The sequence below is a fragment of the Bacillus sp. FSL K6-1006 genome (assembly GCF_038593175.1).
Lineage (GTDB): Bacteria > Bacillota > Bacilli > Bacillales > Bacillaceae > Bacillus > Bacillus safensis.
In genome coordinates, this window is record NZ_CP151970.1 from 3,403,284 (window position 1) to 3,424,165 (window position 20,882).

The following is a 20,882-nucleotide window of genomic DNA, read 5'->3' on the forward strand; positions in this document are numbered from 1 at the left end:
ACTCCCCCTATGAGTGGTCGTGGTATGTGTAAAAACCTCTCTTTGTCTTTTTGCCCAGCCAGCCTGCATTCACGTATTTTTTTAAAAGAGGACAAGGTCGATATTTGCTGTCTCCAAGTCCCTCGTGAAGGGTATTCATAATAAATAAACATGTATCCAGTCCGATGAAATCAGCTAGACGAAGCGGCCCCATTGGATGATTCATCCCTAGTGTCATCACGCCATCAATGCTTTCTGCATCTGCTACGCCTTCATACAGGGTGTAAATGGCTTCATTGATCATTGGCATCAATATGCGGTTTGATACAAACCCTGGGAAGTCTTCCACTTCAATTGGGGTTTTGTTTAATGTCTTCGCTGTTTCATAAACAACTTGATATGTGTCATCACTCGTTTGCAGCGCTCGAATGACTTCAACCAGTTTCATGACAGGAACCGGATTCATAAAATGCATGCCAATCACTTTCTCCGGTCTGCTCGTCACAGCTGCTAATTCTGTGATCGACAAGGAAGACGTGTTTGTCGCAAATATGGCCTCAGCCTCTGCAAATTGATCAAGTGTTTCAAAGATTTGTTTTTTCACACTCATTTGTTCTGATGCGGCTTCTATGACTAAATGAGCCTGCTGCACGTCTTTTAAATCTGTGGAAACGGCAAGCCGCTGCGTGATATCTCGGACTGCCTGATGTGCCAGCTTTCCTTTTTCTGCCCGCTTCGTCAGTTGTTTGGTCATGGAGGAAATCGCTCGATGAATCTGCTTTTCTGATACATCATGGAGCAGGACTGTATAGCCTGACTGAGCAAACACTTGGGCAATGCCTGATCCCATTTGACCAGCCCCAACGACCATAACGGTCTCTTCTATACTCATCAATAAACGCCTCCCTTTTCATCTACCTTTATCATGATGGCATCTCCTTGACCGCCTCCGCTGCAAATCGCCGCAATGCCAATGCCTCCGCCTCTTTGTCTTAATGCATGAATCAATGTCAATATCACGCGTGTTCCGCTTGCCCCAATCGGATGACCGAGTGCGACAGCCCCCCCGTTGATATTCATTTTCCGCCGGTCGATCCCGGTTATTTTTTCACATGCCAAAGCCACAGCTGAAAAGGCCTCATTGATTTCAAACAAATCAATATCCTCTAGGCGCTTTCCTGTTTTCTTTAAAAGCTTCTCGATAGCAAAGGCTGGTGTTTTCGGAAAATCCTTTGCCTCTACAGCAACCTGAGCATGACCGAGAACGACTGCCATTGGCTTTACGCCATGCCGTGCAGCATACGTGTCTTTCATTAAAAGGAGCGCACCTGCACCATCATTGACACCTGGTGCATTTCCAGCGGTGATGGTACCCTTCTGATCAAAAACAGGCATGAGCTTTGACAGCCGTTCATATGACGTATCACGCCGCGGAGACTCATCTTCTGTGATCAGCCGTTCTCCCGTTTTTATTTTGACGGTGACGGGGGTGATTTCATGCTCAAAAAAGCCGTTTTTTTGCGCTTCGATGGCCCGTTCATGACTTCTAAGTGCCCACAGATCCTGCTCTTCGCGCGTGATGCCGAGCTCCTTTGCAGCCATACTTCCATACTCACCCATATGAACGCCTGTAAACGAACAGGTTAACCCATCTAAAATCATCGCATCTTGTACTGCACCATCACCCATTTTGTAGCCCCATCGCGCTTTTTTTAGCAGATAAGGAGCGTGAGACATCGATTCCATACCTCCCGCCGCGATGACCTCAGCATCTCCGGCTCGAATGATTTGATCTGCTGCGGTCACACTGCGCATGCCTGATGCACAGACTTTATTGATGGTTTGTGTTGGAACAGACCAAGGAAGATCAGCATATCTTGCTGCTTGCCTTGAAGGAATCTGTCCTTGCCCTCCTTGTAAAACACTTCCCATGATGACCTCATCTATTTCATGAGAACCCGAAACTCTTTCCAGTGCAGCTTTGATCGCTAACCCGCCTAGTTCTGCGGCAGTCAAACCACTGAGAGTGCCGCCTAGTTTTCCAAATGGTGTTCTTGCTCCAGATACAATGACCGTCGAACTCATGTATGCCCCTCCCCGTTTGTTACCGCTTACATATGATTTAGGCAGCTGATGAAACAGCGCCATGGATAAGCCGATGAACATCCTATTCATCGGCCAGTCATGTTTACGACACCTGCTTTCCAGGCTCACCAAACACTGATTTTTCAAGAAGTTCGGCGACATCAAATGTGCCTACCTGCTCCTCTACTTCCTTCGCCTTCGTCCCATCTCCCAGCATCGTTAAGCAATAAGGACACCCTGAGCTGATGATGGACGGCTGGACCTGTAACGCCTGCTCCGTTCGTGCAGTGTTAATCCGGGTACCCGTCTCTTCTTCCATCCACATTAAGCCCCCGCCTGCACCGCAGCACATACCAGTTTCACGGTTGCGCTCCATTTCTTTCAGCGTCACACCAGGAATGGCTTTTAAAATGTCTCTTGGCGGGTCGTACACTTCGTTATATCTGCCTAAGTAACAAGAGTCGTGGAAAGTAATCACTTCGTTCACTTCATGTACAGGTATTATTTTCCTTTCTTTCACTAACTCTGCCAGTAATTCTGTATGATGATAAACTTCTGCCTCAAGTCCGAAGTCTGGATATTCATTTTTAAATAAGTTATAGGCGTGTGGATCAATCGTGACGATCTTTGTGACGCCGTTTTTCTGGAATTCTTCAATGTTTTTTGCAGCAAGCTCTTGGAATAAAAATTCGTTTCCAAGTCTTCTTGGCGTATCGCCTGAGTTCTTCTCTTTATTGCCTAGGATGGCAAAGGAGACCCCAGCTTCATTGAGGAGCTTTGCAAAGGCAAGCGCAATCTTTTGGCTACGATTGTCATAAGCCCCCATTGAACCAACCCAGAATAAATAATCAAAGGTTTGCTCTGCTTTTTTCAGCTCTTTCACTGTCGGCACATGCACATCTTCTCTCAGTTCACGCCAATTTTCTCTTTCTTTTCGGTTCAGCCCCCACGGGTTCCCTTGGCGCTCAATGCTTGTCATGGCACGCTGTGCATCTGCGTCCATTTTTCCTTCAGTCAAGACAAGATATCTGCGCATATCAATAATCTTATCAACGTGTTCATTCATGACAGGGCATTGGTCTTCACAGTTTCGGCACGTCGTACATGCCCAGATTTCTTCTTCTGTAATGACCTCTCCAATAAGAGAAGGATGATATATAGAGCTGGCAGCCGACTCTTCCGCACCTGCTCCTCTGGCCTGCAGTGCCAGCTGGTTTCCTGTTGTCTGCTTGAAGGCAAGCTGCGGGACCCAAGGTGTCTTTGATGTAATAGCGGCCCCTTTATTGGTTAAATGATCTCTTAACCTTAATATCAAATCCATCGGAGACAGCATCTTCCCTGTCCCTGTTGCCGGGCACATATTCGTGCAGCGCCCGCATTCCACACAGGCGTAAAGATCGATGAGCTGAGACTGACGGAAGTCTTCAATTTTTCCCACACCGAAGGTCTCTTGTGACTCATCTTCAAAATCGATTTTTTGCAGCTTGCCTGGCGGGTCTAATCTGCTGACAAATACGTTCACAGGCCCTGCAATCAGATGGGCGTGCTTTGACTGCGGAACATATACTAAGAATGTCAGCAAAATAAGAAGATGCACCCACCATGCGGCATAAAAAACAATCGCAGCCGCAAGAGGTGAAATTCCGCCCAGCAAGAAAGCAATACCAGAAGCGATTGGCTCAGTTGGTGATAGAGAGTGTCCATGCCAGATTATGTTCATGCCGTTCCCAAGTAAGACTGTCAGCATTAAGCCGCCAATAAATAAAAGCACTAGACCCGATTTGAAGCCTCGTTTTAAACGGACAAGCTTCTCCACGTATCTTCTATGGAACGCCCATACAACGGCCACTAAAATGAGAAGTGTGACCACCTCTTGGAAAAACGTAAAGACGCCGTACACCGGACCTAAAGGAAGCCCGCTGTCTGGAATAAGCCCCTTCAGAATAAAATCAAGGGCTCCGAACTGTACGAGGATAAATCCATAGAAAAACAGCACATGAATGATGCCGCTCTTCTTGTCCTTTAACAGCTTCTTTTGCCCAAATACATTGACCCAAACACGCTCTAAGCGTTTCTTCATGTCTTGTTGAAACTCTTCTTTTTTACCAAGACGAATATACGCCGCTCGTGTTCGAATGAGATAAACAAACAAATACACTGCGTAAGCGGTCACCGCCGCAAATGCGATCAAGTTGATGATTAAAAGGCTATTCATCTTGCTCCCCCTTTCATTCCCCAATACCCACTTTGTTCCGTTTCCATGTTGTACCTCTATCATAAATAATGAATGAGTATTCAGTCAATATTTTTTACACGTTTGGGTACACTATTGAAATATGCAAAAAAGGAGGAAGTTTCATGATCGCATTGATCATCCTACTCGTACTCATTGCCATCGTTTTGCTCGTGATGTTAGACCTTTATATGGGAAGGAAATATTTTTCTACTCACGCATTTGAACGGTCTTTTGACCAAACAAGCGGCGATGCTGCCTTTTATCATGATGGCGAACCATTTTTCGATCAGCTGCTTACCGATATACAGCAGGCCTCTTCTTCTATTCATATGATGTTCTTTATTGTAAAGAACGACAAGGTTGGTCAAAAGGTCTTACAAGCATTGAAAGCCAAAGCGGAGCAAGGAGTTTCCGTCTTTTTGCTGACCGACCGATTGGGCTCCTATCCGTTTGATCAAAAGGCGATTGACATGCTAGAAAGAAGCGGCATTCAATTTTACTTTTTAAATAAGCCTCGGTTTCCTTTTTTGATTTACCGTTTAAACATGAGAAATCACCGTAAAATCACGGTAATTGATGGGAAAATTGGCTATATTGGCGGATTTAATATAGGCGATGAATATGTTGGAAAGAAAGGCCGGTTTGGCATTTGGAAGGATTATCATTTGCGGATGACTGGACAGGTTGTCGCAGATCTCCAGCATGTATTTCTGAATGATTTGTACCGGTCGTCTGGTATTCATCAGCTGCAATATGAGGTTTTCCCTGCATTGGAACCGGGAACATTACAATGCACAACACGCGCGACTGCTGGCTTTTCTTTAGAAGCTTTATTTCTTAAAGATATTCAACAGGCGAAGAAACAGATCATCATCTGTACGCCTTATTTTATTCCATCTTCCCCTCTTCTGAAGGCGCTGCTTGATGCACGAAAGCGCGGCGTCACAGTTGAAATCATCATTCCAATGAAAGCGGATCATCCACTTGTCAAAGAGGCTGGCTTTCATTATTTGAAGGATCTCATTGCCTCTGGATGCCTTGTTTATCGTTTTTATAAAGGATTTTATCATTCGAAAGCCATTTTGATTGATCGCAGCCGCTGTATGATCAGCACTGCGAATTTTGATAAACGCAGTTTGTTTTTAAACGAAGAAGTAGATGTGGCCATTGATGATCCCGACTTTACTGCACACGTAGAGGAAAAGATTCGGGAGCATATGGAGGTATCTGAAATCCTGACAGAAGAAACATTGTCAAAGCGCCCGCTTTTCACACGGCCGCTTGAGTGGGTTGCCGCCATGTTCTCGTATTTTTTATAAAGGAGATGACCTATGCGTTATCGATTTGGTTATGTATCCAATGCCGTCACCTTGTGGGAAGCTTCTCCTGCCAAGTCGCTGACCTTTGCTAGATACAGCAAGCTCGCTAAGGAAGAAAGAAACGAGGCTTTATTGCGAACAACAAAAGCCAATCTCGTTAATACATTAAGAACGCTTTATTTCGCCATTGCTCATGATATCCCGCTGTACCGTTTTTCAAGCTCGATCGTCCCGCTCGCGACCCATCCCGAGGTGCGCTGGGACTTTGTGACACCTTTTCGCAAAGAATTTCTTGAGATAGGCAAGCTGGTGAAACGGCACGGCTTACGGGTCAGCTTTCACCCCAATCAATTTACCTTGTTTACTAGTCCAAAACCTTCGATAACTGAAAATGCCGTCATCGATATGACGTACCATTATCAGATGCTTGAGGCGATGAAGCTCGAAAAGGAAGGCTACATGAACATTCATGTAGGCGGGGCGTACGGCGATAAAGAATCGGCTCTTCAACGCTTTGATGAAAATATCAAACAGCTTCCGGCTCATATCAAGGCGAGAATGACACTTGAGAACGATGACAAAACATATACGTCGCTGGAAACGCTTAGTGTATGTGAAAAGCATGAGATTCCGTTTGTTTTTGATTACCATCATCACGTGGCAAATAAAGATGATGATGCCGCACTCGATGACATCCTGCCAAGAATGTTCAACACTTGGACAAACACTGACATTCCGCCCAAAATCCATTTGTCTTCACCTAAATCAGAAAAAGCCATACGCAGTCATGCAGATGGAGTAGATATGAACTTTGTCTTACCGCTTTTTCAAACATTAAAACCGTATGGTCGTGATGTAGATTTCATGATTGAAGCAAAATTAAAGGATCAGGCTCTGCTCCGTCTAGTCGAAGAACTGTCTGCGATAAGGGGCAATCGGCGGACGGGCGGAGGAACCATTGAGTGGAAATCATAGAGAAAGGTTTGCCTTTATGCAAATGAGGGTAACAAAGCTATTATGAGAAAGTAATTAACAGGAGGATATGAAGATGTCTCAAATTTATTCAATCCGAATCGCTGCAAAAGCGTTGAATTTACATAAGCTTATTTCTCTTTATGAAAAGTGCCAGCAGGCTCAGCATCGTATATATGTGTATTCTAAAAAAACAATGTGCAACATTAAGAACATCGTAGAGCTTGAAACCTTCAGGCTCACTCATTTAGAATCTGATTACTTAATTGTCGTAGAGGGGAAAAAAGCGCAAGATCTCCTTCAGCCGTTTGAAAAAGAGACGGTTTCATAAAGAAGAGCAGCCGCGGGCTGCTCTTTTGCTATATCCACTCTTTTGTTAACCAAACTTGTTTGGAGGATGCATCCATTTTCACTTGTGCCCCGATTGGCATCGTAAGCATTGGGTGCGTATGAGCACAGTCAAAATCAGCGATGAGTGGTCTTTTTGTCTCTCCGAGTACCTCAAGTAAAATCTCATAAGGCTCTTTGCCCGTCCCTTCATCATCAAACAGCTCATGTTTTCCTAAAAGAATCCCAGAAACCCGTTCAAACACGCCATTTACTTTCAATAAAGAGAAGTTCTTTTCAACAACCGACGCGGTTTTCATACAATCTTCAATGAGAAGGATGTCTCCGTTTTGGATGGCTGGCATGAACTCACTTCCCCATATGCCGTACATCGCATTCAAGTTCCCGCCGATCAATTTGCCTTCTGCTTGTCCCTCTATGACGCACAGCCAATCATCTGGACGCTGCTTTTTATCACCCGTCTTTTCTTCCCAATTGATTCGTTCATCTGTCCAAAAAGGCGGTTTTTCAATCTGATAAGGAATGGTTTGATGGGACATCAGGATGCCCTCAAACGACTGATATGTATAAGTGACAAACGGTTCAAACTCGCCAAAAGAAGGAACAAGCGCCGGTCCGTAGAAGACAGGCAGTCCCGTTTTTTCGTAGGCCGCTAAAAGAATCGCTGTCGCATCTGAATAACCAATCATGATTTTCGGATGTTGTTTCAGCAGGTCAAAATCAAGATAAGGCAGCAAACTATTTGAATTCGTCCCGCCAATCATTGACATGATGAACGCCAAGTCCTCTCTAGCCATCAGCTCATTCAGCTCATCTGCTCGTTCTTGAATTGTACCTGAACGGTAGTGATCCTCTTTCCCTGTTAATGATCCTGGTACCACAATGAATCCTTTTTGCTCAAGCCACTTCTTCGCCCGCTCATACCTAAGAGGCGAGGTCGCTGATGCAGGACTGGAAGGTGAAAAAATACCGATCTTATCGCCCTTTTGTAATCGCCGAAGCCCCTTCATTCCATCAGATCCTTCCTACAAACGTTTTTTCTATCCTAACAAAAAAAGCCCTTTATCAAAAGGGCTTTCTCTTCAATGACCAAACTGCGCTTCATGCAGTCTGCTGTACACGCCTCCCATTTGAATAAGGTCTTGGTGGCGGCCTTGTTCTTGGATGCCTTCCTCTGTCACGACGATGATACGATCGGCGTGTTTAATTGTTGCCAGGCGGTGGGCAATGACGAGTGTTGTCCTTCCGACAGCCAGTTCGCTCAGTGCATCCTGTATAGCTTTTTCTGTTTCTGTATCAAGTGCTGATGTGGCTTCATCTAAAATAAGAATCGAAGGATTTTTTAGGAACATCCGCGCAATCGACAGGCGCTGCTTTTGGCCGCCTGACAGTTTGACGCCGCGCTCGCCTATGACTGTATTTAATCCTTCTGGGAAACGCTGGACGAGTTCCTCTAAATGCGCACGACGTACAGCCTCCCAAATCTCTGCATCGCTGGCTTCTAGGTTGCCGTACGCAATGTTTTCTCGAATGGTGCCTGAGAATAAAAAGACATCCTGCTGCACAATGCCGATCTGCTGTCTTAAAGAAGACAGGGTCATCGATTTTGTACTTACACCATCAATTGTAATCTCCCCTTCATCCACATCATAAAAACGTGGCAGCAAACTGCAAATCGTCGATTTCCCGGCTCCTGAAGGCCCGACAAACGCAACAGTTTCTCCTTGTTTGATCTTCAAATCGATGTCCTTTAACACATGGCTGTGCTCATCGTAGCCGAATGTCACGTTTCGATATTCAATTTCACCTTTCAGTCCGAATACATCACGAGCTCCCTCTGTATCCTTTACATCTGGCTCTGTTTCAAGTAAGTCGACATAGCTTTTAAAGCCCGCAATTCCTTTTGGATACATTTCAATCACTGTGTTGATTTTATCAATCGGTCTGAATAAGACATTTGTAATGAGAACAAATGCGATAAATCCACCTGCCGTTAATTGCCCCTGCAGAACAAACCATGTCCCTGCCAGAAGGACAAACAGTGTCACAAGACGTGTAAGAATGTAACTGATTGAGCCGTTCACCGACATGATTTTATATGAAAGAAGCTTCGCTTTCCGAAAGCGGTTGTTGTTTTCTGCAAAACGCTTTTTCTCGAAATGTTCGTTGGCAAAAGCTTGAACAAGACGAATGCCGCCAATATTGTTTTCAACCCTTGCATGAAAGTCTCCAATGTCATTGTTCAGCTGTGTAATCGCCTGTGTCATCTTCTTATTAAAATGAAGGGCAAGCCAAATGATGACAGGCATGATCAAGAAGGTTAAGATAGCAAGCTGCCAGTTAATCATCAGCATGACAGCAAAGGCGCCAAGAATCGTCATAATTGCAATAAACAAATCCTCAGGTCCGTGATGAGCCACCTCACCAATGTACATGAGGTCATTTGTCATTCGAGACATAAGCTTACCCGTTTTGTTGTTATCAAAGAACTTAAATGAGAGACGCTGAAAATGATCAAACAGCTTCTTCCTCATATCTGTTTCAATATTGATGCCAAGCATGTGCCCCCAGTACGACACAATAAACTGCATAACCGAGCTGAGTGCATAAATGATAAACAGAGCAAGTGCGGTCCAGGCAATGACCGTCCAGTTCCCTGTCGGTAATAATGTATCAATGAAGTAGTTCACGATCAGCGGGAAACCAAGTTCCATCAATCCAACTGCGACAGCGCAAAAGAAATCTAAAAAGAACAGACCGCGATAGGGCCTGTAATAGGCGAAAAAGCGTTTTAGCATATGTAAAAGAACCTCATTTCCTCTATAATTGATAATCATTTTCAATTATAGAGGAATCCTCTTCAAAATACTAGATCAGGAAATGATTTCTTTGGCTGGAAATCCTCATAATACGCCAGAAAACAACCGGGCAAATGATTCCTTCAAACGCTCTTTTAAGCCTCTTTTATAAAAATGAACAGGGCCCATTTGCTCACATTCCTTCATATCTTCCTCATAGTGGGCCATCAATTGCTCAATTGGCTTTTTCGCAGCTGTAAAGACATTGACCTCAAAATTGAGCTGAAAGCTTCTCATATCGACATTCGCGGTACCGACAGAGGCGAGTTCTCCATCTGCGATCATCACCTTTTGATGCATGAATCCTTTCTGATAGTGATACACCTTGATGCCCTCTTTTAGAAGCTCAGAAAAATAGGATCGTGTGGCGTATTGTGTGAGAAATCCGTCATTGATCTCTGGAACCATCACCCGCACATCCACCCCTCTTGTGGCAGCGATTTTGAGCGCAGTGCGAATCGATTCGTTTGGTACAAAGTAAGGTGTGGCAATCCAGACAAATTGTTTCGCATTAGAAATGAGGGCATCATATAAATCACTCATACTTTCTTTCATATCAGGTCCAGTTGGTACAACCTGAATGACATCCTCGCCTGTCACAGAATGCGGCGTATGATACCTCGGATCATCAATTAATACTTCATCTGATACATACTCCCAGTCCAGCATAAAAACGGAGTGAAGGGTCTGAACAGCCTCACCCTTTAACATGGCATGCGTATCACGCCAAAAGCCGATCTTTTCATCCCGTCCTACGTATTCCTTGCCGACATTTAACCCGCCGACAAACCCTGTCTCTCCATCAATAATGACGATTTTCCGGTGATTTCGAAAATTGAATTTTTGATTAAAGAATCCATATTTTAAAGGTAAAAAAGGAGCGACCTTGACCCCTGCCTGCTTCAAGCGTTTAATATCTTTTCGGGAGAAGCGGATGCTGCCTGCCGCATCATATATGAAACGGACCTCTACCCCTTCTTTCACTTTTTCAATCAAAATCTCCATCATCCGGTGGCCGAGGAAATCGGATTTGAACATGTAATATTCAATATGAATGAACGATTTTGCCTTTTTTAACTCTTCAAAAATTCTGGGGAACGTCTCCTCCCCATTCTTTAAAATCTCCATATCACTATTTGTGTTCACATGCATGCCTGTTGCTTTTTCTGTGTAATGAAAAAAAGCACGCTGATTATCGGTTAAACGTGACTCATTCGGCTTACTCTCAAGCTCAGAGATTCTGCGTAATTTCTCGCGGTTATACATTCTCTTTGATTTGAATAAATGCCCCTTTACATAGAGCTGCCCTGAGAACAGATAGAACATATAGCCAATGATCGGGAAAAAAATCAGCACATATATCCATAACAGCGTGTGCTGTGATGTACGGTTCTCCAGCATGAGTGAGATGATACTAAATAAAATAATGGCGATATAAATCGCTGCGTACAGCTGAACGCTCCACGCCGGCACAGTCCACCAATACACCACATATGCCCCGAATATCATAAAATATAAAAATAAAAATTCCAGTCTTCTCTTTTTCACATTCTCCGCCCTCATTCTGTCTTTTTCTCTTCCATACCCTTTGTACAGCTTGTATGAAACGCACGACCCCTTCCTTTCTCCTAGCCTTTACAGACTGACGCTATTTGATCCGATATAATGGAGAAATACGTGATGGAAAGGAAGATTTGTTTATGCATACACCCCCACCTTTAAAAAAAGGCAGCCATATTCGGGTCATTGCCCCAAGCCGAAGTGCCAGCATTTTATCAAAAGAAGGAATTTCTCAAGCGAAAAAACGTCTGGAGTCTTTAGGGTTCACTGTCTCTTTTGGACAGCACGTCTTTGAATGTGACCTTCATTCCTCATCGTCTATTGAACACCGCTTGTCTGATCTGCATGAGGCGTTCACAGATGATGAGGTCGATGGTATTTTGACAGCCATCGGAGGCTTTAACTGCAATGAGCTTTTGCCTTATATTGATTACGATTTGATCCGACAGCATCCTAAAGTCCTTTGCGGCTATAGTGATATCACTGCACTTGCAAACGCCATTACAGCGAAATGTGATATTGTGACATATTCTGGCCCCCATTTCTCAAGCTTTCAAATGGAGCAGGGACAGGAGGAGCAGACCGCTATGTTTCAAGCTTGCTTGATGAACGGCAACGAACCGTTTGATGTGATTCCTTCGACAAAATGGAGTGATGACGCGTGGTATCTCGATCAAGCGAACAGGCAGTTTCATCCGACGAAATGGAACATATATCAGGAAGGAACAGCTGAAGGCACCTTGTTTGGCGGAAACCTTTGTACACTGAACTTACTGCAAGGGACATCGTTTATGCCGAATGTAAAGGATGCGATCTTATTTGTGGAAGATGATGAGCTGGTGTTCCCTGAAATGTTCGCCAGAGACCTTACCTCCCTCCTGCAGCATGCACAATCAATCAAAGGGTTGATCATCGGACGCTTTCAGAAAAAATCCAAGATGACAGAGGAACATTTAAGATTCATTTTAGATAAACATCCAATGCTCAAACACATCCCTGTGATTTATGATGTCGATATCGGACATACACAGCCAGTCTTCACTTTACCGATTGGTGGAAACGTTCAACTAGCGTGTACAAATGGAGACGTAAAGCTGCGCATTCATTCATAACGAAAGGCAAAAAGCACCCGAATAGGCGGTGCTTTTTTCTATCCAACCCTCCATCCCCTTCGTTAAGTAGATGTAAAAGAAAAGAGAGGAGGCAAAAATATGTTTTCTGATGTTCTAAGCCAATTATTCGATTCTATTTCTAACATAATTAATACGCTTGGATAATTCCATTTGACACACACATACTACATGCTTGCCGAAGGGAGACACACTCTATGTTCTCTGATGTACTTAGCCAATTATTCGATTCTATTTCTAACATAATTAATACGCTTGGATAATTTTCAAAACCCGCTATCTCTTAAGGATAGCGGGTTTTTTATACCAAAAAACCCCACTCATTCAATAGAGTGGGGCTTTCTTTTATTTCATTACATCTTTTCCGGAGCCGATACACCAATTAGTTTTAATGCATTCGCAAGCGTGATTTGTGTTGCTTTCATGAGTGAAAGACGTGCTGTTGTTTTTGTTTCGTTTTCTGCGTCAATGACCTTCTCGGCATTGTAGAAGCTGTGAAGGGCTGATGCAAGGTCATAAATATAGTTCGTCACGCGGTGCGGAATTCGCTTTTCAGCTGCTTCTGCTACAACTTCTGGGAAGCTGCCAATGATTTTCAGAAGATCGTATTCTTTTTCCGATTGAATGTGAGAGAAATCGGCTTTTTCAAGGTTCGGTTCATAGCCTTTTTCTTCACCTTGACGCAGCATGCTGCAAATTCTCGCATGCGCATATTGTGCATAGTACACAGGGTTTTCGTTAGACGTAGAAATCGCTAAGTCTAGGTCAAAGTCCATATGTGTCGCCGCACTTCTCATCGCAAAGAAATAACGAGTCGCATCTAAGCCGACTTCTTCAATCAAGTCACGCATTGTGACGGCTTTTCCTGTACGCTTACTCATCTTCATCTTTTCACCGTTTTTGTAAAGGTGAACAAGCTGAATGATTTCGACTTCAAGCTTGTCAGCTGGATATCCAAGTGCTTGAATCGCCGCTTTCATTCGAGGGATATAGCCGTGATGGTCCGCTCCCCAAATGTTAATGAGCTGGTCAAAGCCTCTGTCCAATTTGTCTTTATGATATGCGATGTCTGGAAGCAGGTAAGTGAAGCTGCCGTCCTTTTTAATCAGCACACGGTCCTTGTCATCGCCAAAATCAGTTGAACGCAGCCACGTTGCGCCGTCTTCTTCAAAAACATAGCCTTTAGCGCGAAGTGTCTCCAGCGCTGGTTCGATTTTTCCATTTTCATATAAAGAGGTTTCTGAATACCATACATCAAATGGCACACGGAAATTCTCAAGGTCTACACGTAATTTCTCTAATTCGTATTTCAAGCCGTATTCACGGAAGAACTTCATACGCTCTTCTTCCGGTTCATGAACAAAACGGTCCCCAAATTCATCCGCAAGCTTTTGTCCGATGCCTTTGATGTCTTCTCCTCTGTAGCCGTCTTCAGGCATTTCTTTTTCAAGACCGAGTGCCTCAAAATAACGTACTTCTACAGATAAAGCGAGGTTATTGATTTGATTCCCAGCATCGTTGATATAGTATTCACGGCTCACATCGAACCCTGCTTTATCAAGGATGTTGCAAAGGGAATCTCCTACAGCTGCTCCGCGGGCATGTCCAAGGTGAAGGTCACCTGTTGGGTTGGCTGAGACGAATTCGACTTGCACCTTTTGACCGCCGCCTGTATTCGTTTCGCCATAAGCTTCTTTTGCCTCAAGAACAGCTGGAATGAGTTTTGTTAAATACTGATTGTTCATATAAAAGTTAATGAACCCTGGACCTGCGATATCCAGTTTTTCAATGGAAGCTTTCCCTTTATCAAACGCATTGACGATGTCTTCTGCGATTTGACGAGGTGCTTTTTTCGCAATGCGGGCAAGCTGCATCGCCATGTTGGTCGAGTAATCACCGTGAGTTTTGTCTTTCGGCACTTCTAAAAGGACATCTGGCACCTGGCTTTCATCGGCAAGTCCTGCTTTGACGACTGCCGCTATGATTTCTTCTTTTAACGCATCTTTGACCTGTTCTGCGATATTCATGAACGTAAATCCTCCTTATACGAAATCGATAATGTATGTAAATGCTTTTGATCTTCTCCTGTCAGCATATCGTACGTAATGTGCAGCAGCCCCTTGTCCACATCGAGATCAATACCATGTGTGTGCACATCTAGCTGAAGTGTACCGAATGGCATCGTGTAATGTGTGACGGTTGTTTCTCCAATGAGAAAGCGCTGCTTCATTTGAATAGCCCCTGATCTCATCACAAAAATTTCTTTTTCACTCATTTTCACAACGGTTTTTACTTGACCCATTTCATGTTCTTCATGGTAAGTGAGATACGTTTTGTCATTCTTCTCTTGGTACGTTCCAGTCGTGCGGAATTCGATCGTTTCAGCCGGCTCCGTCTCTGGTTTCATCACTGACTTTACATGAATTGAAATTTGGTTTTGTGTCATTTTGCACTTCCTTTGCTAAGACCCGTTTAACTAAAATAGTATACCATATTCACGATCGCCTATCATACCATCATTTCTCTTCTTCATGGCGATTAAACTTCGTTTTTCATCTTCAGCCTTCCCTTTAGAAAAAAAGAAAAATACAACTGACCAATATGACAAGTCCAGCCTTTACGCCTAAGTCTTTTCTTTTCATTAAGTAAAAAAGAGCCTGTATGCCTGAACTTGCCAAAAATGCCTGAAAAAAATCAAATGGTGCGATTTGATCCTTTTTAAATATCACATGCATGAATAACGCAATGGCCGTCTGATAGAAAAAGCCTCGATCGTGAAACAGCCCCAGCATCTCTTCCTTTGCTTCCTTTTTCGAAGCAAAAACAGGCGGATCAGCTGCGAGCTCTCGTTTCAGTGTGAGAAAGCCTGCCCCTAACACACATAAAGCGAGGAACACCATCAATATGGACGAAAACATGAACTGCCTCCTTTATTTTTTGACCAATGTAAAAAAAGAGCTTGTCCATATGAGATGACAAGCTCCTCTATCAACTGATTATTTCACAAACCCAAGCAGCATTTCGCGTAAAAGCTTACTCGCTGTATTCGCTGTTTGGTCTGAATGATCATATACAGGTGCTACCTCGACAAGGTCAGCCCCGACGACTTGGACGTCAGATCCTGCAATTGCATGAATGGATGCAAGCAGCTCTTTTGATGTAATACCGCCAGCATCTACCGTTCCTGTACCAGGTGCATGAGCTGGATCAAGTACATCAATGTCGATCGTCACATACACTGGACGCCCTTTTAGCTTTGGCAATACTTGCTTCAATGGCTCCAGCACTTCAAATTTAGAAATGTGCATACCCGCTTCTTTTGCCCATTCAAATTCTTCTTTCATTCCAGAACGGATGCCGAAAGAGAATACATTTTCAGCTCCAATCAGTCCTGCAGCTTTACGAATCGGTGTTGAATGTGAAAGCGGCTCCCCCTCATATTCCTCACGAAGATCCGTATGTGCGTCCATATGGATGATGGCCAAATCAGGGTATTTCTTATACATCGCACGGAAAACCGGCCAAGACACGAGATGCTCGCCGCCCATTCCTAATGGAAACTTTCCTTTTTCTAAAATGCTGTCGACATACTCTTCAATTAAATCTAAGCTCTTTTGTGCATTCCCAAAAGGAAGTGGGATGTCACCCGCATCAAAGAATGGCACCTCGTGCAGTTCACGATCTAAATAAGGGCTGTATTCCTCTAAACCGATCGATACTTCACGAATGCGGTTCGGACCGAAACGTGAACCTGGGCGGTAGCTGACTGTCCAGTCCATCGGCATGCCGTATAAAATGACCTTTGCATCTTCCCATGTCGGATGACTTCCAATAAACACTTTTCCTGAATAAGCCTCATCGAATCTCATGCAAGATTCCTCCTTTTACGCTTCAAAAAATGCGCAAACCGTCATTTGCGCATGTCCATTTCGCTTGATTTATTTGATTAAGTCGCTCACAAATTTCGGCAGAACGAATGCCGCTTTGTGCAATTCTTTTGTGTAATATTTCGTCTCAATATCAAAGAAACGGCTGTCTTCTACAGCAAGTGGATCATATTTTTTAGAACCGATGGTGAATGTCCAAAGACCGCTTGGATACGTTGGAATATTCGCTGTGTAAAGCTTCGTAATTGGGAAAATTTCTTTTACATCACGCTGTACATTTGTAATCAGCTCAGGTGTGAACCAAGGGTTGTCCGTTTGTGCAACGAAAATACCGTCTTCTTTCAGTGCTTTTGCGATTCCTGCGTAAAATCCTTTAGAGAACAGGTTCACAGCTGGTCCAACTGGCTCAGTAGAGTCAACCATGATGACATCATACTCGTTGTCAGCTTCAGCAATGTGCATAAAACCGTCTCCTACTTTCACATCTACACGAGGATCGTCTAGTTTCCCAGCGATAGAAGGAAGGAATTTCTTCGAGTATTCGATGACCTTTCCGTCAATATCAACAAGTGTCGCTTTTTTCACACTTGGGTGTTTGAGGATCTCACGAATGACACCGCCGTCTCCTCCACCTACAACAAGAACATTTTCCGGGTTTGGATGAGTGAAAAGAGGAACATGTGCCACCATTTCGTGGTATACAAACTCATCTTTCTCAGACGTCATCACCATGCCGTCTAAAAACAGCATATTGCCAAACTCTTCTGTTTCTACCATTTCTAAATGCTGAAAGTCTGTTTGTTCTGTGTGAAGGGTTTTGTTCACCTTCAATGTAATACCAAAATTCTTCGTTTGCTTCTCTGTATACCAAAGTTCGCTCATTGTTCATCTTCCTCTCATCCAATAATAAACAAACATCTATTGTTAGCGCCTTTTATCGGCTTTGACTATATCGATTGTCCAAGAAAAAAGTATAGTGGATTCATATCAAATTGTAAAGAACCGCATGAGTTCTCTTCATTTTTTAAAGCGCTCCAGCAATCGCTTGTTTAAAACGGTTTTCTTTGTTCCATACTGATAAAAAACCGTCAAAATGGGGGCTTTGCATGGACACAATCATGAGTAATAAAAAAATCCGCATGACCGTGAAAACGATTCGAGCCTGTTTTTTTATCGGCTTGCTCGCTTTTCTATTTGCAGGTACCGTCTTTTTGACGATTCTATTAATAGCTAAATGGCAAGGTGCCCCTTCTGTTCAAGTTCCCCAATCCACGACCATTTATGCAGCCGATGGCTCAAAGCTTGGAGAATCCAGCTTTGGAGAAAAGAGATATTGGGTGCCATTAAAGGAGATGTCTCCTCATATCAGACAGGCAGTTGTCGCTGTTGAAGATAAAACCTTTTATGAGCATCATGGCTTTGATGTGAAACGGATGGCAGGTGCTGCGGTGGCCGATATTCGTGCCATGGCTAAGGTGCAAGGTGCCAGCACGATCACCCAGCAATATGCACGAAACCTTTATTTAGATCATGATAAAACGTGGAAACGGAAGTGGAATGAAGCCTTTTACACGATTCGTTTAGAACAAAACTATACAAAAGATGAGATTTTAGAAGGATACTTGAACACCATTTATTATGGTCACGGAGCGTACGGTGTGGAAGCAGCGTCCCGTCTGTATTTCGGGAAAAAAGCAAAGAACTTAACCCTCGCTGAATCTGCCCTGCTTGCCGGTATCCCAAAGGGGCCTTCTCTCTATTCCCCTTATGTGAATGAGGAGAAAGCCAGCGCAAGAAAGAATATGATTCTGAGACAAATGCACGAGGATGGCATGATTACGAAAAAAGCAGCCGATAATGCTGCGAAAGAAAAACTGTCCTATCGCCCTTTGCAAGAGAAGCAGCTGCAAGCAAAGCAAGCCCCGTATTTTTATGACGATGTGATTCGAGAGTTGAAACAAAGTTTGGGGTTAACTGAGGAACAGATTGAAACCTATGGGCTTCATATCCAAACGACTCTCAATCCAGAATTACAGAAAATCGCAGAAAAGACACTAAAAAACGAGATGAATTCCAAATCAGAAATCCAAATCGGCTTTGCCGCCATCCATCCCCAAACAGGGCATGTACTTGCCCTCATAGGCGGGAGAGATTATGAGAAAAGTCCATTCAATCGGGTGACACAAGCAAAAAGGCAGCCCGGTTCAACCATGAAACCCCTTCTCTATTACATTGCCTTGCAAAACGGGTTTACACCCGCAACCGTCATGCGGAGTGAGGAAACGGTGTTTGAACTGGATGATCAAGGCAGCGATGCCGCTTATTCACCAAGCAATTATCACGGCTATTACGCCAATGACGGCATTACAATGCTTCAAGCTTTAGCGCTGTCTGATAATATTTACGCAGTAAAGACCCATCTATTTTTAGGAATGGAACAGCTTGTACGTGCTGGCAAGACATTTGGAATCAAGGAGAAACTAGATCAAGTACCCTCTCTTGCCCTGGGCACGTCTCCTGTGAAACCCATTGAAATGACCAATGCATACGCCATGCTGGTCAATGGCGGAAAACGCGTCAAACCAACCTTTATTACGAAAGTAACCGACGCAAAAGGCAATGTGCTTTTTGAAGAGAAACAAAAACGAGAACAAATCCTAGATGAAAAAGCAGCATTTGTCACCACCGACATGATGTCAGGCATGTTCAATGATCAATTAAACGGCTATACAAGTGTCACTGGCCGCACCATTATAAAGGACCTTACACGAACATACGGAGGAAAGTCTGGGACTACAGGCGCCGACAGCTGGATGATCGGCTTCTCTCCCCAGCTCGTCACAGGTGTATGGACAGGCTATGATAAAGGCCGCACCATTGACTCAGTCGAAGAAACGGCCTATGCGAAAAAAATATGGGCTTCCTTTATGGAATCAGCTCTCTCAAAGCAGCCAGCCTCCTCCTTCATGCCGCCTGACGGTGTCAAAGGGGTATATATCAATCCAAAAACCGGCGACCTCGCAGGTCCAGGATGTGAATCAAAGGTATTCACCTATTTTATAGAAGGTACGGAGCCGACAGGTGTCTGCTATGGTGCTGAGGACAAGGCCTCTGAGCATGAACCAGTTCAAGATCAAAAGCCAAAGAAATGGTGGGAAAAGTGGCTGAAACGTTAAAAAAGACATGAAAAACCCCGAGACCTTCATCTCGGGATTCTCCATGTCCTAGCTTTAACACCAGTTTACTCAAAAACCGGAGAGAATTGGTAGCCATCCGTCAATCTTCACAAAAATTTCACAATTATTCAGGGACAGCCAACCCTTCTTTTAATTCATCTGTTGATGCGTCCCATAGCGCTTGATTATGACCTTTTAAGAAATCAGCCAGCACCTTTTTGGATACGTCATCCATATGACTAACGACAATTTTTCGCTTCATCGATTTATCCATTAAATTCACATGCTCTGGAAGTGACTTATACCCGCGGCGGATCGAACGGTCAACGGTCATTTCACAAGCCGTCACACCTGCATAATAAGGCCCTTCTTCTCTGCGGTCAATCGTCACCCATACGAGCCAATACGGCTTTCCGTTCGGCACCTCTTCTTTTGTTTTCAAAAATTTAATTCCTTTTTCGACGGCACTTCTTGCATGCATGGCACCAATATCAATGACAGCTTCCTTTTCTTCTACATCAATGATGACTGGCGAGATATTATCAAGGCTGAGGGCGCCTGCCCCAAAGCCTCCATGTCCGTCGGTCGCATCTGTTTTTTTAATGATGTTAAAACCAATTGGTTTCTTCTTTTTACCTTCCATTCTTTAAACCTCCTAAAGCAGCGGCTTCAAAATAAGATTAAACCAGTATATGATTTGATCCCGCATTCCGATCAATGGACCAAACACAAACTGTCCCAGTGGTGTGATCACGAATATGAGAAAAATAATGATCCCATATTGTTCAAATTGCGTCATTTTCGCCCGAACCCTAGGGCTGACGACGTCCTCAATAATACGATACCCATCCAGCGGCGGAAGTGGTAATAAGTTAAATAGGAACAAGATGACGTTTAAGTTAATAAAGATCTGGAAGAAATAATCGACTCCCGGCTCAAAGCGCATGATCCATTCCCCGCCAAACTTCTGAAGAAGCACATACACAAAAAAGCCCAAAAACGCCAGCACCAAGTTACTTAATGGCCCAGCAATGGAGACACAAATCCCTGCTAAGCGCGGTTTTTTAAAATGGTAACGATTGACCGGTACAGGTCTCGCCCAGCCAAACCCGGCCACAAAGATCAAAATCGTCCCGAATACATCGAGATGCTTCAGGGGATTGAGCGTCAGTCTCCCTTGATTCTTAGCCGTCGGGTCTCCGAATCGGTACGCAACATATGCATGCGCCAGCTCGTGCATCGTAAATGCAACAACAAGCGTAATGGCAACATATGGAATAAGTTCTAATGGATAAACAAGAAATTGGTTCAAAGGCAAGAATCCCTCTTTCT

Annotated in this window: 18 protein-coding genes; 5 read left to right on the forward strand and 13 right to left on the reverse strand. The window is 43.9% G+C overall.

Features of this window, described 5'->3' with window-relative positions; translation table 11 throughout:
* Positions 1–7: 7 nt before the first annotated feature.
* From NSS65_RS17720 to NSS65_RS17730, 3 genes are all read right to left on the reverse strand, one after another.
* Positions 8–871, reverse strand: a complete 864-nt coding sequence (locus NSS65_RS17720) for a 3-hydroxybutyryl-CoA dehydrogenase (protein WP_326135238.1) — start codon at positions 869–871, stop codon at positions 8–10.
* Positions 871–2,064 (reverse strand): acetyl-CoA C-acetyltransferase, encoded by a 1,194-nt coding sequence (locus tag NSS65_RS17725; RefSeq protein ID WP_326135237.1) that lies wholly within the window; start codon positions 2,062–2,064, stop codon positions 871–873. The genes NSS65_RS17720 and NSS65_RS17725 overlap by 1 nt, the downstream gene beginning before the upstream one ends.
* A 103-nt stretch (positions 2,065–2,167) precedes the next feature.
* Positions 2,168–4,279, reverse strand: coding sequence for a heterodisulfide reductase-related iron-sulfur binding cluster (locus NSS65_RS17730; RefSeq protein WP_326135236.1), 2,112 nt, complete (start codon positions 4,277–4,279; stop codon positions 2,168–2,170).
* A gap of 143 nt (positions 4,280–4,422) precedes the next feature.
* Here NSS65_RS17730 and cls (NSS65_RS17735) point away from each other — a divergent pair, with 143 nt between their 5' ends.
* From cls (NSS65_RS17735) to NSS65_RS17745, 3 genes are all read left to right on the forward strand, one after another.
* The gene (cls, locus tag NSS65_RS17735) at positions 4,423–5,619 is read left to right on the forward strand and encodes a cardiolipin synthase (RefSeq protein ID WP_326135235.1); all 1,197 of its coding nucleotides are present in this window, start codon (positions 4,423–4,425) and stop codon (positions 5,617–5,619) included.
* 12 nt (positions 5,620–5,631) lie between these two features.
* Positions 5,632–6,594 carry a UV DNA damage repair endonuclease UvsE gene (gene uvsE / locus NSS65_RS17740; RefSeq protein WP_163114762.1) on the forward strand — a complete coding sequence of 321 codons (963 nt, stop codon included), beginning with the start codon at positions 5,632–5,634 and terminating at the stop codon, positions 6,592–6,594.
* 73 nt (positions 6,595–6,667) lie between these two features.
* The gene (locus tag NSS65_RS17745; RefSeq protein ID WP_041108190.1) at positions 6,668–6,922 is read left to right on the forward strand and encodes a hypothetical protein; all 255 of its coding nucleotides are present in this window, start codon (positions 6,668–6,670) and stop codon (positions 6,920–6,922) included.
* Positions 6,923–6,950: 28 nt separating this feature from the next.
* Here NSS65_RS17745 and NSS65_RS17750 read toward each other — a convergent pair whose 3' ends face one another.
* From NSS65_RS17750 to cls (NSS65_RS17760), 3 genes are all read right to left on the reverse strand, one after another.
* The gene (locus NSS65_RS17750; RefSeq protein WP_342467318.1) at positions 6,951–7,949 is read right to left on the reverse strand and encodes a S66 peptidase family protein; all 999 of its coding nucleotides are present in this window, start codon (positions 7,947–7,949) and stop codon (positions 6,951–6,953) included.
* A gap of 72 nt (positions 7,950–8,021) precedes the next feature.
* Positions 8,022–9,737, reverse strand: a complete 1,716-nt coding sequence (locus NSS65_RS17755; RefSeq protein ID WP_041088614.1) for an ABC transporter ATP-binding protein — start codon at positions 9,735–9,737, stop codon at positions 8,022–8,024.
* Between the two features lie 105 nt (positions 9,738–9,842).
* Positions 9,843–11,345 (reverse strand): cardiolipin synthase, encoded by a 1,503-nt coding sequence (cls, locus tag NSS65_RS17760; RefSeq protein ID WP_041115905.1) that lies wholly within the window; start codon positions 11,343–11,345, stop codon positions 9,843–9,845.
* Positions 11,346–11,497: 152 nt separating this feature from the next.
* Here cls (NSS65_RS17760) and NSS65_RS17765 point away from each other — a divergent pair, with 152 nt between their 5' ends.
* Entirely contained in the window at positions 11,498–12,469 is a 972-nt protein-coding gene (locus NSS65_RS17765; protein WP_061110201.1) for a S66 peptidase family protein, read from the forward strand.
* Positions 12,470–12,840: 371 nt separating this feature from the next.
* Here the strand turns inward: NSS65_RS17765 and argS are convergent, their stop codons facing one another.
* The 5 genes from argS to speE form a co-directional block, all read right to left on the reverse strand.
* On the reverse strand, positions 12,841–14,514 hold the full coding sequence (argS, locus tag NSS65_RS17770; protein ID WP_034281247.1) for an arginine--tRNA ligase: 1,674 nt from the start codon (positions 14,512–14,514) through the stop codon (positions 12,841–12,843).
* Positions 14,511–14,933, reverse strand: coding sequence for a DUF1934 family protein (locus NSS65_RS17775; protein ID WP_003215400.1), 423 nt, complete (start codon positions 14,931–14,933; stop codon positions 14,511–14,513). Before NSS65_RS17775 ends, argS begins: the two co-directional genes overlap by 4 nt.
* A gap of 124 nt (positions 14,934–15,057) precedes the next feature.
* A complete protein-coding gene (locus NSS65_RS17780) occupies positions 15,058–15,405 on the reverse strand; it encodes a hypothetical protein (protein ID WP_061110202.1) in 348 nt (115 codons plus the stop codon).
* A gap of 78 nt (positions 15,406–15,483) precedes the next feature.
* Positions 15,484–16,356 carry an agmatinase gene (gene speB, locus NSS65_RS17785; protein WP_061110203.1) on the reverse strand — a complete coding sequence of 291 codons (873 nt, stop codon included), beginning with the start codon at positions 16,354–16,356 and terminating at the stop codon, positions 15,484–15,486.
* A gap of 69 nt (positions 16,357–16,425) precedes the next feature.
* A complete protein-coding gene (gene speE / locus NSS65_RS17790; protein ID WP_025093862.1) occupies positions 16,426–17,256 on the reverse strand; it encodes a spermidine synthase in 831 nt (276 codons plus the stop codon).
* Between the two features lie 224 nt (positions 17,257–17,480).
* On the opposite strand from speE, the gene NSS65_RS17795 reads away from it, so the two are divergent.
* Positions 17,481–19,550, forward strand: coding sequence for a transglycosylase domain-containing protein (locus NSS65_RS17795; protein WP_061110204.1), 2,070 nt, complete (start codon positions 17,481–17,483; stop codon positions 19,548–19,550).
* A gap of 124 nt (positions 19,551–19,674) precedes the next feature.
* Here NSS65_RS17795 and NSS65_RS17800 read toward each other — a convergent pair whose 3' ends face one another.
* The gene (locus NSS65_RS17800; protein WP_024423769.1) at positions 19,675–20,193 is read right to left on the reverse strand and encodes a YwhD family protein; all 519 of its coding nucleotides are present in this window, start codon (positions 20,191–20,193) and stop codon (positions 19,675–19,677) included.
* Positions 20,194–20,205: 12 nt separating this feature from the next.
* A complete protein-coding gene (locus NSS65_RS17805) occupies positions 20,206–20,862 on the reverse strand; it encodes a site-2 protease family protein (RefSeq protein WP_061110367.1) in 657 nt (218 codons plus the stop codon).
* Between the last annotated feature and the right edge of the window lie 20 nt (positions 20,863–20,882).